The sequence below is a fragment of the Paraconexibacter sp. AEG42_29 genome, from assembly GCF_040581415.1.
Classification (GTDB): domain Bacteria; phylum Actinomycetota; class Thermoleophilia; order Solirubrobacterales; family Solirubrobacteraceae; genus Paraconexibacter.
In genome coordinates, this window is the sequence record NZ_CP114014.1 from 1,765,894 (window position 1) to 1,780,243 (window position 14,350).

The 14,350-nt window shown below is 71.5% G+C and carries 18 protein-coding genes; 14 read left to right on the plus strand and 4 right to left on the minus strand.

The window, feature by feature from the left end; translation table 11 throughout:
* Positions 1–3: 3 nt before the first annotated feature.
* Both DSM112329_RS08500 and DSM112329_RS08505 read left to right on the plus strand, forming a co-directional pair.
* Entirely contained in the window at positions 4–819 is an 816-nt protein-coding gene (locus tag DSM112329_RS08500) for a DUF2334 domain-containing protein (protein WP_354701386.1), read from the plus strand.
* Positions 816–2,081, plus strand: coding sequence for a hypothetical protein (locus DSM112329_RS08505; protein WP_354701387.1), 1,266 nt, complete (start codon positions 816–818; stop codon positions 2,079–2,081). The genes DSM112329_RS08500 and DSM112329_RS08505 overlap by 4 nt, the downstream gene beginning before the upstream one ends.
* 95 nt (positions 2,082–2,176) lie before the next feature.
* On the opposite strand, the gene DSM112329_RS08510 is transcribed toward DSM112329_RS08505, so the two are convergent.
* Positions 2,177–2,788, minus strand: a complete 612-nt coding sequence (locus tag DSM112329_RS08510; protein ID WP_354701388.1) for a hypothetical protein — start codon at positions 2,786–2,788, stop codon at positions 2,177–2,179.
* A 143-nt stretch (positions 2,789–2,931) separates the two neighbouring features.
* Complete coding sequence (locus DSM112329_RS08515) at positions 2,932–3,561, minus strand: DUF47 family protein (protein WP_354701389.1); 630 nt, start codon at positions 3,559–3,561, stop codon at positions 2,932–2,934.
* A gap of 117 nt (positions 3,562–3,678) precedes the next feature.
* Between DSM112329_RS08515 and DSM112329_RS08520 the strand changes: the two genes are divergently transcribed.
* From DSM112329_RS08520 to DSM112329_RS08570, 11 genes are all read left to right on the plus strand, one after another.
* Positions 3,679–4,077: a winged helix-turn-helix domain-containing protein gene (locus tag DSM112329_RS08520; protein ID WP_354701390.1), complete on the plus strand. Its 399-nt coding sequence runs from the start codon at positions 3,679–3,681 to the stop codon at positions 4,075–4,077.
* Between the two features lie 31 nt (positions 4,078–4,108).
* A complete protein-coding gene (locus DSM112329_RS08525) occupies positions 4,109–5,098 on the plus strand; it encodes a phosphate ABC transporter substrate-binding protein PstS family protein (RefSeq protein ID WP_354701391.1) in 990 nt (329 codons plus the stop codon).
* A gap of 12 nt (positions 5,099–5,110) precedes the next feature.
* Positions 5,111–6,082 (plus strand): phosphate ABC transporter permease subunit PstC, encoded by a 972-nt coding sequence (gene pstC / locus DSM112329_RS08530; protein ID WP_354701392.1) that lies wholly within the window; start codon positions 5,111–5,113, stop codon positions 6,080–6,082.
* Between the two features lie 9 nt (positions 6,083–6,091).
* Positions 6,092–7,006 carry a phosphate ABC transporter permease PstA gene (gene pstA, locus DSM112329_RS08535; protein ID WP_354701393.1) on the plus strand — a complete coding sequence of 305 codons (915 nt, stop codon included), beginning with the start codon at positions 6,092–6,094 and terminating at the stop codon, positions 7,004–7,006.
* 18 nt (positions 7,007–7,024) lie between these two features.
* Entirely contained in the window at positions 7,025–7,918 is an 894-nt protein-coding gene (gene pstB, locus DSM112329_RS08540; RefSeq protein ID WP_354701394.1) for a phosphate ABC transporter ATP-binding protein PstB, read from the plus strand.
* The gene (gene phoU, locus DSM112329_RS08545) at positions 7,918–8,607 is read left to right on the plus strand and encodes a phosphate signaling complex protein PhoU (RefSeq protein WP_354701395.1); all 690 of its coding nucleotides are present in this window, start codon (positions 7,918–7,920) and stop codon (positions 8,605–8,607) included. Before pstB ends, phoU begins: the two co-directional genes overlap by 1 nt.
* Positions 8,608–8,746: 139 nt before the next feature.
* Positions 8,747–9,574: a response regulator transcription factor gene (locus DSM112329_RS08550; RefSeq protein ID WP_354701396.1), complete on the plus strand. Its 828-nt coding sequence runs from the start codon at positions 8,747–8,749 to the stop codon at positions 9,572–9,574.
* 52 nt (positions 9,575–9,626) lie between these two features.
* Positions 9,627–9,989, plus strand: a complete 363-nt coding sequence (locus DSM112329_RS08555) for a hypothetical protein (RefSeq protein ID WP_354701397.1) — start codon at positions 9,627–9,629, stop codon at positions 9,987–9,989.
* A 179-nt stretch (positions 9,990–10,168) separates the two neighbouring features.
* Positions 10,169–10,516 (plus strand): pilus assembly protein, encoded by a 348-nt coding sequence (locus tag DSM112329_RS08560; protein ID WP_354701398.1) that lies wholly within the window; start codon positions 10,169–10,171, stop codon positions 10,514–10,516.
* 1 nt (position 10,517) lies between these two features.
* On the plus strand, positions 10,518–11,030 hold the full coding sequence (locus DSM112329_RS08565; protein WP_354701399.1) for a hypothetical protein: 513 nt from the start codon (positions 10,518–10,520) through the stop codon (positions 11,028–11,030).
* Positions 11,027–11,929, plus strand: coding sequence for a hypothetical protein (locus DSM112329_RS08570; protein WP_354701400.1), 903 nt, complete (start codon positions 11,027–11,029; stop codon positions 11,927–11,929). Before DSM112329_RS08565 ends, DSM112329_RS08570 begins: the two co-directional genes overlap by 4 nt.
* A gap of 36 nt (positions 11,930–11,965) precedes the next feature.
* Here the strand turns inward: DSM112329_RS08570 and DSM112329_RS08575 are convergent, their stop codons facing one another.
* Both DSM112329_RS08575 and DSM112329_RS08580 read right to left on the minus strand, forming a co-directional pair.
* Positions 11,966–12,367: a type II toxin-antitoxin system VapC family toxin gene (locus DSM112329_RS08575; RefSeq protein WP_354701401.1), complete on the minus strand. Its 402-nt coding sequence runs from the start codon at positions 12,365–12,367 to the stop codon at positions 11,966–11,968.
* Entirely contained in the window at positions 12,364–12,597 is a 234-nt protein-coding gene (locus DSM112329_RS08580; RefSeq protein ID WP_354701402.1) for an antitoxin, read from the minus strand. Before DSM112329_RS08580 ends, DSM112329_RS08575 begins: the two co-directional genes overlap by 4 nt.
* 254 nt (positions 12,598–12,851) lie before the next feature.
* Here DSM112329_RS08580 and DSM112329_RS08585 point away from each other — a divergent pair, with 254 nt between their 5' ends.
* On the plus strand, positions 12,852–14,120 hold the full coding sequence (locus DSM112329_RS08585; RefSeq protein WP_354701403.1) for a transglycosylase SLT domain-containing protein: 1,269 nt from the start codon (positions 12,852–12,854) through the stop codon (positions 14,118–14,120).
* Positions 14,121–14,350 lie beyond the last annotated feature (230 nt).

The window sequence follows — 14,350 nt, forward strand, 5'->3', positions numbered from 1 at the left end:
CCCATGGCAGCGACGCCGAAGCGGATCGCGGTGGCGCTGCACGACATCGAGCCGGGCACCTTCGAGCGCTGCGCCCTGATCCGCGACTGGCTCGACGACCACGGTGTGGACCGCGTCACCCTGCTCGTGGTCCCGGCCGGCGACCTGCATCCGTTCCAGGACCGGTCGCCGGCGCTCGCGGACTGGGTCGCCGAACGCGTCGCGCTGGGGGACACGGTCGCGCAGCACGGGTTCCAGCACCGCCAGGTGCGGCCGCCGTCCGGCCTGCGGCGTGCGGTCAGCCCGCGGGCGCACGGCAGCGCGGCGGCAGAGTTCGTCGGCCTCGACGACGCCGAGGCGCGCCGTGCCGTCGCCGCCGGTCGGCGGGTGCTGAAGCTCGCGGGCATCACGCCGCGCGGCTTCGTCGCCCCGGCGTACGCCTACACTGCGAGCCTCGAGCAGGCCCTGGCCCCGACGTTCGACTGGTGGGCCTCGCTCAACCGGCTCTTCACCGACCACGGCCGCCGCTCCGACTACCTCCCCGCGATGAGCATCGGCGCGGGCGGCTCGCGCTCGATCGGGGGCCGGCTGACGTCGCCGTGGGGCGTTCGGGCCAGCGCCCTCCTGGGTGGGCCGCTGCTGCGCCTGGATCTGCACCCGTCCGACCTCGACCAGCCAGGCCGCATCGGCGCCGCCGAGCAGGTCCTGCGGCGGGCGGGCCGGCGCGAGGCCGTCACCTACGACGACCTGGCCGCGGACGCCGGGTCGTGGGCGCGCCCGCCGCGGCCGGACGTCCGCGTGCCCTCGCCGCTGGTGCGCGGACCCGGCGCCGGCCTTTGACCGCGACGGCCCCCGTCCCCGTCTCCGGCCGCGGTCCCGCGCCGGACACCGTCGCCCGGCTGCGGGACCAGGCGCGCCGGACATTGGACGGCAACTGGCGCGAGGGGGTCCGCCGGCGGGACGGCGTCCCGTTCGCCTACAGCTGCCCGTCGACGCCGCGGTACCGGCACATGTGGCATTGGGACTCGTGCTTCCACGCGATCGCCCGCAGCGCCCTCGGCGACCACGCCCGCGCCCGCGCGGAGCTGCGCACCGTGCTGCGCACCGCCGACCCCGACGGCTTCCTGCCGCACACGGTCTTCTGGAACCACCCGCCCGGGTGGCGCCGCGCGCCCTTCTACGCGACGCGGGGTGTCGTCGGCAACGTCCGGACCGAGACGATCGACCCGCCGCTGCTGGCGGTCGCGTGGGAGCGGGTGGCGGCGGCCGACGCCGCCGATCCGGCGTTCGCCGCCGAGGCGCTGCCCGTCCTGGGCCGGCACATGGACTGGCTCGCCCACCACCGCGACCCGGACGAGGACGGGCTGCTGACCATCGTGCTTCCCGACGAGTCCGGGGTGGACGACTCGCCGAAGTACGACCCGGTCTACGGCCGCTACGCCCACCACCGGATGGGCTCGTTCCTGCTGATCGAGAACTGCCGCCGGTACGGCTGGGACAGCCGCCGCATCATCCGCTCGACCGAACTGCACGTGGAGGACGTCCTCGTCAACACCGCGTACGCGCTGTCGCTGCAGGCCCTCGGTCGCATGACCGGGGACGCGCACTGGACACGGCGCGCCGCCCGCGTCGAGGACGCGCTGCTCGATCGCTGCCTGGACGCGGGCAGCGGGCTGTTCCTGGACCTGGCGGGCCGCCAGGAGAAACCGGTGCGCGTGTCGACGTGGACGGCGCTCGCGCCGCTCGCGCTGCCGGGGATACCGCGGGCGGTCAAGCATCGCCTGGTCGAGGAGCACCTCCTGGACCCGCGCCGCTACGGGGCCGCGGTCGGCATCCCGTCCGTCGCGATGGACGAGCCCGCCTTCAACCCGCGCTTCGACCGCTGGCGCTGCTGGCGCGGCCCGTCCTGGGTGAACACCGCCTGGCTGCTGGTCCCCGCGCTCCGTGATCTGGGCTACGGCGAGGCCGCCGACCGGATCGTCGGCGGCCTGGTCGACGCGGCGCTACGGGACGGCCTGCGCGAGTACTACGACCCGCACACGGGCGCCGGGATGGCGGCACGGGACTTCGGCTGGTCCGCGCTGCTCACGGATCTGGTCTGACCTTCGCCATCCGCCCCAGGTCTCCGAGTTGTGACCGGCTTCGACCCGGGTGTCGAACGGCGCAGCTCGGCCCCGATGAGGGCAGCGAAGGGGGCTCAGGCGTACTCGGAGACCGCGCGCGCCAGCGGACGCGCGTACGGCGCCAGGCTCAGCAGCTCGTCCTCGCTGTGCGCGACGGGACCGCGCCAGTCGTCGACGGGCGGACGGCGCTCTGCCTGCCAGTCGAGCTCCTCGTCCGGTTCGAAGCGGACGGCCCGGACCAGCACCGGGGCGGTCGTCGGCGTGACCGGCGGACCGACCAGCGACGGCGCGGTGACCATGCCCTCGGCGTCCGCCAGCTCCGGCGGCGCCTCGACGAGCGGCTCGGCCAACCTCAGATGCAGCTCGGCGTACGCCAGGATCGCCGCATCCTGGGCGAGGATCCGCTCGAGCGGCGGCATCAGGATCGGGATCAGGCGCATCGCGGTCCGCGGACCGTGGGCGAGGCGCAGCGACCGCCGCAGGCGGCGACGGTCGGTGGCCACGGTCCCGCTCGCGAGGTCGACGGTGGCGAGGTCGAGCAGCAACGAGTCCAGCGCACCGGACGGCGGAACGAGCCGGCCGCGCGCGCTGACGGTGTACTCGTCGGGACGGGCGCCCGGGGTGAGGTCGAGCGTGAGCGGACCGATGGGGGTCGCGACGATGAGGTGGCGGCTGGCGGCGGTCATGCGGGACCTTTCGGGGAGCGGGCCGGGCGATGGGGTGGACGGTCTTTTCCCGCCACGGGCGCGTTTCATACCCGCGCAGCCGCCAGCTTGCGGAACATCCCGCTCGCCTTACCGCGGCAGGGGCGGGCAGGGCTGCCGGCGGCTCACCGTCGCCGCAGGCTGATGCCCTCGAGCACGTGGGCGACCGTCTCGCAGGCGTCCACCGACGCCTCGAGCGCGCCGAAGATGTCCTTCCAGCGGATCACGACCATCGGGTCGATGCCGTTCATGAACAGCGACGCGACCGCGTCACGGGTGATGCGGTCGCCCTCGTTCTCGAGCCGGTGGATCTCCACGAGGTGCGGAGCCATGTCCGCGCCGCCGCGCAGGCAGACCAGGGCCCGGGCCACCTGCTCGCCGGCGCCGACGAGGACCTCGGCCAGCGCCGTGGCCTGCTCCATCGGGGCCTCGATGTGGTAGATCGCCATGGTGTCCGAGGCCTGCTCGGCGAAGTCGACGATGTCGTCCAGGGCGGTCGCGAGCGCGTGCCCGTCCGCCGTCTCGATGCAGCCGCGGCGCCGGGGGCCGGTCGCGTGCAGGCGGTGGATGATGTCGTGCGTGATGCGGTCGCCCTCGTGCTCGCACGCGACCAGGTCGGCGACGAGCTCGTGGCGCTCGGGGTAGTCCCGCACCAGGTCGTGGAGCAGCGCGGTGGTGCGCTGCACGTTGCGGCCTGACTCCTCCAGCAGCTCGAGCACGGCGTGATCGTCGGCCCGGCGGCCCGGCATCCTCATCGTCGTGACCCTAAGCCCCGCGGACGGGGTGTGACCGCCACGTTCACAGGTCTTTCACGGCGACTTCACCGGTCGGTAACCGGGGGCACCGGCCCGCTCGCCAGGCTCCCATGCCAGATGGAGGTGACGCGACAAGACGAGGTGCTGCGCCTGGGGCAGCTCGAGATCCGGACCGGTGACGGCCTGGTTCTCGCGGCCGGCCGAGCGCTCACGCTCTCGGTCCGGGAGTTCCAGTTGCTGTGTGCGCTGGTGCGCCGCGAGGGCGGCATCGTCGCGCGTCACGACCTCTATCGGACGGTCTGGGGCGGCGAGCTGCGGGATGGGGACCGCTCGATCGACGTCTACGTGCACAAGCTGCGCGTGAAGCTCGATACGGCGCTTCCGGGCTGGCACCACATCCACACCCACGTGGGCTTCGGCTACCGGTTCAACCCCGAGCCGCAGTCCACTTCACACCCTTTTCACACCAAAGAGACAGCGACGCAACAGGATCCCGGCACGACGCCGGGAGTCTGACGCCCGTCTGTCCAACCACGAAGGAGACGTTGTGAGGTCATCGAAGTTCATCGCAGTCCTGGGCGCTGGCGCCCTTGCCATGGGGGTCGCCGCGTGCGGAAGCGATGACGAGGGCTCCTCCGGGTCCACCGGCAGCTCGAACGCGTCGGCATCGTCCGGCAGCAGCGAGAAGGTCTCCGGCTCGATCAGCATCGACGGGTCCTCCACGGTCTTCCCGTTCGCGCAGGCTGCGGCCGAGCTCTTCCAAGAAGAGCAGCCGGACGTGAAGATCACGGTCGGCCAGTCGGGCACCGGCGGCGGCTTCGAGAAGTTCTGCGCCGGCGAGACCGACATCTCCAACGCCTCGCGTGCGATCAAGGACGACGAGGAGGTGCCGCTCTGCGAGAAGGGCGGCGTCAAGTACGGCGAGGTCCAGATCGCGAACGACGGCATCGCCGTCGTCAGCAACAAGGGCCTGACCGTCGACTGCCTCACCGTCGACCAGCTCAAGCAGGTCTGGAACAAGGGCTCCAAGGTCGCGTCCCTCAAGGACGTCGACGCCAAGTTCCCGGACACGAAGCTCTCGCTGTACGGCCCCGGCACCGACTCCGGCACGTTCGACTTCTTCACCAAGGAGATCAACGGCGAAGAGGGCGCCACGCGCGACGACTACCAGGCCTCGGAGGACGACAACCAGCTCCTCACCGGCGTCGAGGGCGACGGCGGCGGCTTCGGCTACTTCGGCTTCTCCTACTACGAGGGCGCGGCCGACAAGCTGAACCTCGTCGGCATCGACGCCGGCGACGGCTGCGTCAAGCCGTCGAACGAGACCATCCAGGACGGCACCTACAAGCCGCTCGGGCGTCCGCTCTACATGTACCCGTCCTCCAAGTCGATCGCCAAGCCCGAGGTGAAGGCGTTCATGGAGTTCGTGCTCGCGAACCAGGAGGCCATCGCCGAGGCCGCCAAGATCGTGCCGCTCACCGCCGAGCAGGCGACCAAGGCCCGGACGGACCTCACGTCCGCCGAGGCGCCGGCCTAAGCCGCGACCCGCATGGCGTCCTCATCCACATCCGGCGGGACGCCCACGGGCGGATCCGGAGCAGATCTGCTCCGGGTCCGCTCGACGCGGTCCGTATCCGAGGGCGCCATCCGCGTCGCCCTCATGGTGGCGGCCGGCATTTCGGTCCTGACCACCATCCTCATCGTGCTGTCGCTCGCGAAGGAGACGATCTCCTTCTTCAGTGACGTCTCGATCTTCGACTACCTCTTCGGCGGGAAGTGGACGCCGCAGCTCGCAGGCGACCAGGCCTCGTTCGGCGTGGTCCCGCTCGTCACCGCGACGCTCTACATCACGGGCATCGCGATGCTCGTGGCCGTCCCGCTGGGCCTGCTCGCCGCGATCTACCTGGCCGAGTACGCGCCGACGCGGGTCCGCAAGGTCGTCAAGCCGATCCTCGAGGTCCTGGCCGGCGTGCCGACCATCGTCTTCGGGTTCTTCGCGCTGACGTTCCTCACGCCCGAGGTGCTGCGACCGCTGTTCGGGACCGACGTCTCGCAGTCCAACCAGCTGGCCGGCGGCCTGCTGGTCGGCCTGCTGGTCCTGCCGACGATCGCCTCGATCGCGGAGGACGCGCTGACGTCCGTGCCGGCGTCGCTGCGCGAGGGCTCGTTCGGCCTCGGCGCGAGCCGCCTGACGACGTCGCTGCGGGTCGTCCTGCCGGCGGCGCTCTCCGGCGTCATCGCGGCACTCGTCCTCGGCGCCTCGCGCGCCATCGGCGAGACGCTCGTCATCCTGCTCGCGGCCGGCTCCGGGCAGCTGCTGCCGGGGACCGTCGGCAGCCCGACCGAGCCGTCCGGCTCGATGGCCGCGTTCATCGCGTCCACGGCGACCGGCGACGCCGCCACCGGCTCGATCGCCTACGAGACCATCTTCGCCGTCGGCACCACGCTGTTCGTGATCTGCCTGACGCTGAACCTGATCTCGATCAGCCTCGTCAACAAGTACCGCCAGGTCTACGAGTAGGAGCTCAGGATGTCGACTCCCGCTCAGATGGCCGGCAAGGCCATGCAGCAGACCACGGTGATCCCGCGGCGCAACCCGAACGATGCCCGCAAGGAGCGCGGCTTCGCGTTCCTGATGTACGCGGCGGTCGCAATCGCGTTCATCTCGCTCGCGGCACTGATGATCCAGATCGCCAGCGACGGGGCCGGCGCGCTCAGCTGGAACCTGCTGACGAACTTCCCGTCGAAGATCAACCCCGCGACGTCCGGCGTGAAGTCGGCGCTCTACGGCACCGTCTACCTGATGATCCTGACGGCGATCTTCGTGATCCCGATCGGTGTCGGAAGCGCGATCTACCTCGAGGAGTACGCCGACCGCCGCAGGTGGTTCAACCGCATCATCGAGGTCAACATCCAGAACCTCGCCTCGGTGCCGAGCGTCGTCTACGGTCTCCTCGGTCTGGCGTTCGTGGTCCGCGGTCCGCTGTCGCTCGAGCGGACGCTGCTGGCGGGTGCCATCACCCTCGGGCTGCTGGTCCTGCCCGTGGTGATCATCGTGGCCCGCGAGGCGATCCGTGCGGTGCCGCCGTCGATCCGGGACGGCTCGCTCGCCCTCGGCGCGACGAAGTGGCAGACGATCTGGAAGCAGGTCCTGCCGGGCTCGATGGCCGGCATCGCCACCGGCGTCATCCTCGCGCTCTCCCGCGCGATCGGTGAGACCGCGCCGCTGATCGTCATCGGGGCGGCCGTGTCGCCCCGGTTCCTGCCGGACGGGCTCAACAGCGAGTTCACCGCCCTGCCCGTCCAGATCTTCGCCTTCTCGAAGGACTCGGATCCCCAATTCCTACAGCTGGCATCGGCCACCATCATCGTGCTGATGGTCCTGCTGCTCGCCATGAACTCAGTCGCCATCTACCTGCGCAGCCGCTTCGAACAGAAGTGGTGAGGAGCCACCGTGAAGAACATGACCGAACCTGCTGAAACCGACCCGCTCGCCAAGAGCGCCTCCCCGGACGCCCGCGGCGTCGACCTCACCACTGCGCCCGACACGCCGACCATCACGGTCGACAAGAACGCGGAAAAGATCTTCGACTGCAAGGACGTCAACGTCCTGTACGGCGGCAAGCTGGCCGTCGAGGGCGTCGAGATCCCGCTGCTCAAGGGCGATGTGACCGCGCTCATCGGCCCGTCCGGCTGCGGCAAGTCGACGTTCCTGCGCTGCCTGAACCGCATGAACGACCTGATCCCCGGGGCCGAGGTCCAGGGCTCGATCGTGTACCACGGGCAGGACCTGTACGCCAAGGAGGTCGACGCCGTCCAGGTGCGCAAGCGCATCGGCATGGTCTTCCAGAAGCCGAACCCGTTCCCCAAGTCGATCTACGACAACATCGCCTTCGGGCCGCGGCTGCGCGGCGTCGCCAAGAAGGAGATGGATGAGGTCGTCGAGACGGCGCTCAAGCGTGCCGCGCTGTGGGACGACGTCAAGGACCGCCTGAAGGACAACGCCTTCGGCATGTCTGGCGGTCAGCAGCAGCGCCTCTGCATCGCGCGCGCCCTGGCCACCGAGCCCGACGTCCTGCTCATGGACGAGCCGTGCTCGGCCCTGGATCCGATCTCGACCGGCAAGATCGAGGACCTGATGACGGAGCTGAAAGAGCGCGTGTCGATCGTGATCGTCACGCACAACATGCAGCAGGCCGCGCGCGTGTCCGACAAGACCGCGTTCTTCATCGTCGACCTGTCGGCCGGCGAGAACAAGCGCATCGGCAAGCTCGTGGAGTTCGCGCCGACCGAGCAGATCTTCTCGAACCCCAAGGACGAGCGGACGGAGCAGTACGTCACGGGTAAGTTCGGCTGATGGCCTCCAACCCGCGACAGCAGTTCGTCGACCAGCTGATCCTGCTCGAGGCCCAGACCATGGGCGGGATCAACATGGTGGTGGAGCAGCTCGACCGGGTCATGGAGGCACTCAAGCACCAGGACGTCGAGCTCGCAGCGCTGGTCATCGCCGACGACGACCGGCTCGATGGCCGCTACCTGGAGGTCCACCAGGGCGTCCTCTCGATGCTCGCGCTGCAGGCACCGGTCGCCGGCGACCTGCGCACCATCGCCGCGCTGCTCCATGTGATCAAGCACATGGAGCGCATGGGCGACCAGTGCGTGAACGTGTGCAAGCTGATCCCGTTGCTCGGCCACGAGCCCCCGGTCCAGCCGGAGATCATGGAGCGCATCCAGCGCATGGGGGCGGCGGCACGCGACGAGTGCGTCCTTGCGCGGCGGTCGTTCGAGGAGCGGGACGTGGGCCTCGCGGAGGACCTCGTCCGCCAGGACCGGGAGATCAACCGCCTGAACCGGGAGATCTTCCAGCTCGCCGTCCAGCTCGGCACGGACGCGGACGTCCGCGAGTGGGCGATGACCATGGTCATGACCGCCCGCGCGCTCGAGCGCATCGGCGACAACGCGGTGGACATCGGCGAGCAGACGGCCTTCGTCGTCACCGGGCTGTTCCGGGAGTTCTCGGACTCCTCGCACGCGGCCAAGCGCTGAACGGTCACGCCGGGTTCCGGTAGAACCTTGTTCGCCGGCTTCGGGTGCCTTTATGGGGCGCCGGCGCGCTGTGATTTTCCTGTGACTTTATGCCGGGCTGATGTTGCCAAAAGGCGTCCCCGGCGTACACTCGAGACACATGACGGAACGGGTCTACACCGGCATGGACGTCGATCGTCCTGCCAACAACCCGGGCGCCGCACCGCTGCGGATTGCCGTGATCGACACAGATTCCGGCTTCCTGCAAGTGCTGTCCAAGCGCCTGGAACGTCTCGGCTGGGAACACCGCGTGCTGGCCAGCGGCGTCCCGACCGACACGATGGTCGCCATGCGCCTCAGCGCAGTGGTCATCGATCTCACCGTGCTCGGGCCGCAGGCCTGGGAGTACCTCGAGAAGCTCTGCGCTGAACTCCCCGGGCTGGCGGTCATCGTCTGCACCGGGCAGTCGACGGTCGCGCAGCGCGTCCGCGGGTTGCGGATGGGGGCGGACGACTGGCTGCAGAAGCCGTGCCACCCCGAGGAGCTCATCGCGCGGATCGAGGCGGTCGTGCGCCGTCGTCGCCAGGCCGAGAGCCGTGCCGAGGCCGGCCCGATCGCCGCCGGCGAGATCGAGATCCGGTCGGACCGCTTCCAGGCGTTCGTGGACGGGCTGTCGATCGATCTCACCCGCCGCGAGTTCGAGCTCATCGAGCTGCTCGCCTCCGCGGAGGGTCGCGTCCTCGAGCGCGAGGAGATCTACCAGCGCGTGTGGGGCTACGCGATGGCCCGCGGCGACCGGTCCGTCGACGTGTTCGTGCGCAAGCTGCGCCAGAAGCTCGAGAAGGCATCGCCGGGCTGGCGGTACATCCACACCCACTTCGGCGTCGGCTACCGGTTCGCGCCGGAGCTCGCGTCCGACGCGGTGCCGGTCGACGGCGTCGGCGTCGGTGACGCCGGCGTGTCGGTGCCGGTCCCCGCGCGGGTCTGACGCGCGGTCGTCCCCGTCCTGCCGCGGGGCGGGACGGCGTAGACTTCAGCGCGTGAGCACGGGCGTACGCAACACGGGCATCATCCTGCTGCTGGCGCTGGGCGTGTACGCCCTGCCCGGCGGCGGCGACACCGCCGCGTTCCTCGGCGCGCTCTTCTCGACCCTGATCCTGGCGTCGTTCGTGTTCGCCGCCTGGCGGATGTACCGCGAGCACCGGGTGTCGCTCTACGGGCTGGGCGACCGCGACCGCGGGATGCTCTACGGCTCGGTGGCGGCGATCGTCCTGGCCGCGGCCGGGAGCAACAAGCTCCTCAACGGGACGGGGCCGGAGATCGTGCTCTGGCTGGGCCTGGTCGGCGGCGCGATCTACGGCTTCTACACCGTCTACACGAACTTCAGGGCGTACAACTTCTAGTCCGGGTCGTTCGCGGGTGGGTTGACGGTCGCCTGGGTGGCCGTCGGCCGTCGGTCGGCGCGTCGGGGTGGGGCGGTCGGGTGTCGGTTGCGGCCTGCGGAGTTCCGCCACAGCCGCCGAGCGCCCCGGTCACAGGTGTGCGGTAGCGCTGCAGCAGCCCCCTGATCGATCGTGTCCCCATGGCACGACACGAATCCGAGCGGGGGCAGGCGAGCGTCGAGTTTGTCGCCCTGCTCCCGCTGCTGGCGGCGATCGTGGTGCTGTTGTGGCAGGCGGTGGTGGCCGGGCAGGCGGTGTGGCTCGCCGGGACGGCTGCCCGCGCCGCCGCCAGGGCCGAGGCCGTCGGGGGCGACCCCGTGGCCGCGGCCCGCGCCACGTTGCCCGTCGCGCTGCACGAGGGCCTGAAGACCACGCGCGACGACGACGGCGGGGTGCGCGTGCGCATCCGCATCCCGGTCGTCGTCGACGGGGACCGCCGCGTTGCCACCGTCACGGCCCAGGCCCGCTTCCGGCCGCAGGGTGGCTGAGGTGACACGACGCAGACCGGATGACGGCGGCCAGAGCTCGGTCGAGCTGGTGGCGATCCTGCCGCTGGCGATCGTGACCGTGCTGGGTATCGCGCAGGTGCTCGCGGCCGGCATCGGTCACGAGCTGGCCGCGCACGCAGCGGAGAACGGGGCGATCGCGCTCGCCGACGGCGAGGATCCGCGGGACGCCGTGCGCGAGGCGCTCCCGGGCTGGGCGAAGGACCGCGTCCAGATCAAGGTCGACGGCCGCGAGGTGCGGGTGAGCCTGAAGCCGCTGACGGTGATCCCGGGGGCAGGGGAGGCGCTGGCCACCGACGCTTCAGCGGACGCAGGACCCGGCCCGGACGCGGGCGCCGCGATGCCGGCGGCGGTCAGCACCGGGCCAGGGCCGGGCCTCGGGGCGGTGACGGAACCGACCGTGGACCAGCCCGCGGAGCTCGGCCTCCCCGGGCCCGGGCCACTCGAGTTCGCCGAGCCTGCGCCCGTCATCCCGCCGGAGTGGCGCGAGCGATGAGCGCCGTCGTCGACCGCCTCTCGTCGTTCCTGCTGCTGCCGGCGGAGGCCGTGAGCTGTCCGAGGGGCGAGGCGGCGGCTGACGTCCTCGACGCCGGTCCGCCGGTGACCACGGCAGGCTCCGCCGGGCGCGACGCCTTCGTCCTGCCGGTGGAGGTGGTGACGCCGGCAGCAGGGTCTTCCACCGCCCGCGTCGCGTCCGCGAGTGCCGCCCCGGTCGTCCCGGAGCGCAGCGCCGATCCAGCGGACACGGGCGACCCGGCCGATTCCACGGGACCGACCGAGCCGGCCAGGCGGGCCGTCCGCCGCCGCCGCCGGCGATCGTCCGGCTCGCGGCACCCGGCCGCCGCCCCGCCTGCCGTGGCGATCGTGGGCGACGCCGCGACGACCGCCCTGGCCGTCGCCGTCGCGGGCGGCGTTGCGCGGCGGCACCGTTCCGCGGTTGCCCTGACGACCGTCTGGGGCGACGCCGCGCCGAGCCGCGAGGGGACCTCGTCGACCCGGGCCGCTGCGCTGCTCGCGTCCGATATCGAGGGCGCCACGGATCTCGCAGCGCGCGCGACCGGCAGCGGGGTCGTCGTGCAACTTCCGCAAGACGGTGACATCGCGGTGGCCCACCGCCTCGTGACGACGCTGGCAGGACAGCAGTGCGCACAGGTGCTGGTGGTCACCGGCCCACGGCCGCCGGCCCTCGATGCGGTGCTGGCGGGTTACGACGTCCTCGTCGCCCTGGTCGCCGCCGATGCCCCGGAAGCGCTCGTCGACGTCGCCGCCGCGTCCCTCCGGTCATTGGCGCCGGACGCACAAGCGGTCACGGTCTCGCGACCTGTGGGCGGGCTGCCGCGCCTACTCCGCCAGCGCGCGACTGTCCGGCAGATACTCCGAGTGCTCGATGCCTGAGCGCGCGGACAACGGGCAGTCGGTGCGCCTGCAGGGTTACTGGTCCTTGAGCAGCACGACGCGGTCGGCGCCGAGCGCAGCACGGGCGCGCTCGGCCAGGCCGCGGTCGCCGGTGACCAGGCTGGCTTGGAGGGTCTCTGCGGTTGCGAGGTAGGCGGCGTCGTAGGCCGAGAGTTGATCGCGACGTGCCCACACAGCCTCGATGAGCGGCTGGTGGTCCCAGAGGTCGACGGGCATCTCCGTGAGGGCTGCCGCGGCGCGCTCGGCCTGGCCTGCGTCGATCTGTCTGCTGCGCAGCAGGCCGCGTAGTGCGCTGAGTGTCTCGATGGGCAGCATCTGCGGCGCGTTGACGTGATCGTCGGAGGCGAAGACCTCAAGGGCGTCCTCGGCACCGAGTAGGACGCCGACGGCGACGCTCGCGTCGATGACGAGGGTCATGACGGTGGCCGGCCCTCGCGCACCGCCGCGGCGACAGCCGCCGTCGGCGGCGCGGAGGTGGTGCGCTGCCGCCGCATCTGGTCGGCGAACTGCTCGGGTGTCGGCCGCTGCGCGGTACGCCGGAGCGCGCGGACGATCACTTCGTTGACGCTCCGCCCCTCCGCTGCGGCTCGCGCTTTCAGCGCAGCGTGAACGTCGTCGGGGATGTCGCGAACGTGGACGTTTGCCATGACCCCGATGATATCAGCGCGGTATCAGCAGAGTGAACGGGTCGCGCGCGGTGATGAGGCGCAGCGAGCTGACCGCGGGTGCACGTGGGTTGCGAACGCGGTACGTGTCCGGCACAGGTGTGTCGTTGCGCCGCGACAGGGGCGTGGTCGATCGTGACCGCATGGCACGACACGGACCAAGTTGTCGCAGGCGAGCGTCAAGCTCGTCGCCGTCCACATGGCCAGGGACGCGTGAGCGCTCGGACAACGGGCAGATGACCGTGCTGCTGGTCGGCGTCCTGGTCGCCATCGCGATCGGCGCGCTCGTGCTCGGCGGGGTCGCCCGCGGGCTCGGCGAGCGCGGTGACCAGCAGCGCGCCGCCGATCTGGCCGCGCTCGCGGCCGGGCGTGCCCTGCAGGAGGTGTACCCGCGCGTCTTCGAGCCGGCGCAGGTCGATGGGCTCCAGAACGCGAACCACCTGGAGCGCGAGCAGTATCTGGACCGCGGTCGCCGCGCGGCGGAGACGACAGCGCGGCGCAACGGCGTCGAGCGGGTCGAGGTCAGCTTCCCGCAGGGCGGTGTCGCGCCGACTCGTGTCCGCGTCCGGGTCCTGGACGACGTTGCCGCAGCCGGGCGGCGCGTCGCGACGGGTGTCGTCGCCGAGGCCGAGCTGACACCCGTCGCGCCGCTCGGCTTCGCGACGGGCGACGCGGGACAGGGCGAGTACTCCGGTCCGCTGGCGATCCGGACGGGGAAGCCAATGCGGCCCGACGTCGCCGTCGCCTTCGATCGGCTGGCGGCGGCCGCCGCCGCTGACGGCCACACGATCTTCGTGGTCAGCGGCTTCCGCAGCAACGCCGAGCAGGCTGTGCTGTTCGCCGCCCACCCGGACCCGAAGTGGGTCGCGCCGCCGGGCAAGTCGATGCACCGGCTGGGCACCGAGCTCGACCTGGGCCCGGCGTCCGCGTACGGGTGGCTCGCGGCGAACGCGACGCGCTTCCACTTCGTTCAGCGATACAGCTGGGAGCCTTGGCACTACGGCTACACGCTGAACGCCGGGTCCAGCGGGGGCCTCGGGATCGCTGACCGGCGCACGGCGCTGCCCTCGTTCGTCCCGGCGAGGTACGCCCCGATCCTGGGGAAGACGGCGCAGCGGTGGAACGTGTCGGCTGCGCTCCTTGCCGCGCAGCTGTGGCAGGAGTCCGGGTTCAACCCGTTCGCGCGGTCGCCGGCGGGTGCGCAGGGGATCGCGCAGTTCATGCCGGGCACCGCGGCGCAGTACGGGTTGAGGAATCCGTTCGACGCGATGGCGGCGATCGACGCGCAGGGACACCTGATGCGTGACCTCTTACGCCAGTTCGGCTCGGTTCCGCTCGCGCTCGCGGCCTACAACGCGGGGCCGGGCGCCGTGCAGAAGTGCGGGTGCATCCCGCCCTACCCCGAGACGCAGGCGTACGTCGCAGCGATCCTGGGATTACTGCACGGAGCCGGGGACCCGGCGGGGGCGGGGGCGTCCACGCTGGCGGTCCGGCTGGTGCGGTAGGAGCACCGCGCGTCGAGCTAAGCCGAGGCTGAGTTCGATGGGGGCTCGCGAGAGTGGCTCGGTCCCAGCGCTTCTCGCCAGTGCCTGCGGTGCGCCGATCGCGGCGCGTACCAGCGGGACTGAGCGACGCGCCGGCGGCCTAGCCCTATGGGTTGCGTTAGGTTAGCCCTCGATGGGCTCCGGCGCCTTGCCCAGTTTGCGGGCCGCCGTGCGGCGCCCTCCGGACGGGC

Coding starts and splice junctions, on each gene's coding strand:
- DSM112329_RS08500 (WP_354701386.1), top strand. CDS start 4: ATGGCAGCGACGCCGAAGCGGATCGCGGTGGCGCTGCACGACATCGAG.
- DSM112329_RS08510 (WP_354701388.1), bottom strand. CDS start 2,788: ATGACCGCCGCCAGCCGCCACCTCATCGTCGCGACCCCCATCGGTCCG.
- DSM112329_RS08515 (WP_354701389.1), bottom strand. CDS start 3,561: ATGAGGATGCCGGGCCGCCGGGCCGACGATCACGCCGTGCTCGAGCTG.
- DSM112329_RS08520 (WP_354701390.1), top strand. CDS start 3,679: ATGGAGGTGACGCGACAAGACGAGGTGCTGCGCCTGGGGCAGCTCGAG.
- pstC (WP_354701392.1), top strand. CDS start 5,111: ATGGCGTCCTCATCCACATCCGGCGGGACGCCCACGGGCGGATCCGGA.
- pstA (WP_354701393.1), top strand. CDS start 6,092: ATGTCGACTCCCGCTCAGATGGCCGGCAAGGCCATGCAGCAGACCACG.
- pstB (WP_354701394.1), top strand. CDS start 7,025: ATGACCGAACCTGCTGAAACCGACCCGCTCGCCAAGAGCGCCTCCCCG.
- phoU (WP_354701395.1), top strand. CDS start 7,918: ATGGCCTCCAACCCGCGACAGCAGTTCGTCGACCAGCTGATCCTGCTC.
- DSM112329_RS08550 (WP_354701396.1), top strand. CDS start 8,747: ATGACGGAACGGGTCTACACCGGCATGGACGTCGATCGTCCTGCCAAC.
- DSM112329_RS08560 (WP_354701398.1), top strand. CDS start 10,169: ATGGCACGACACGAATCCGAGCGGGGGCAGGCGAGCGTCGAGTTTGTC.
- DSM112329_RS08570 (WP_354701400.1), top strand. CDS start 11,027: ATGAGCGCCGTCGTCGACCGCCTCTCGTCGTTCCTGCTGCTGCCGGCG.
- DSM112329_RS08575 (WP_354701401.1), bottom strand. CDS start 12,367: ATGACCCTCGTCATCGACGCGAGCGTCGCCGTCGGCGTCCTACTCGGT.
- DSM112329_RS08580 (WP_354701402.1), bottom strand. CDS start 12,597: ATGGCAAACGTCCACGTTCGCGACATCCCCGACGACGTTCACGCTGCG.
- DSM112329_RS08585 (WP_354701403.1), top strand. CDS start 12,852: ATGACCGTGCTGCTGGTCGGCGTCCTGGTCGCCATCGCGATCGGCGCG.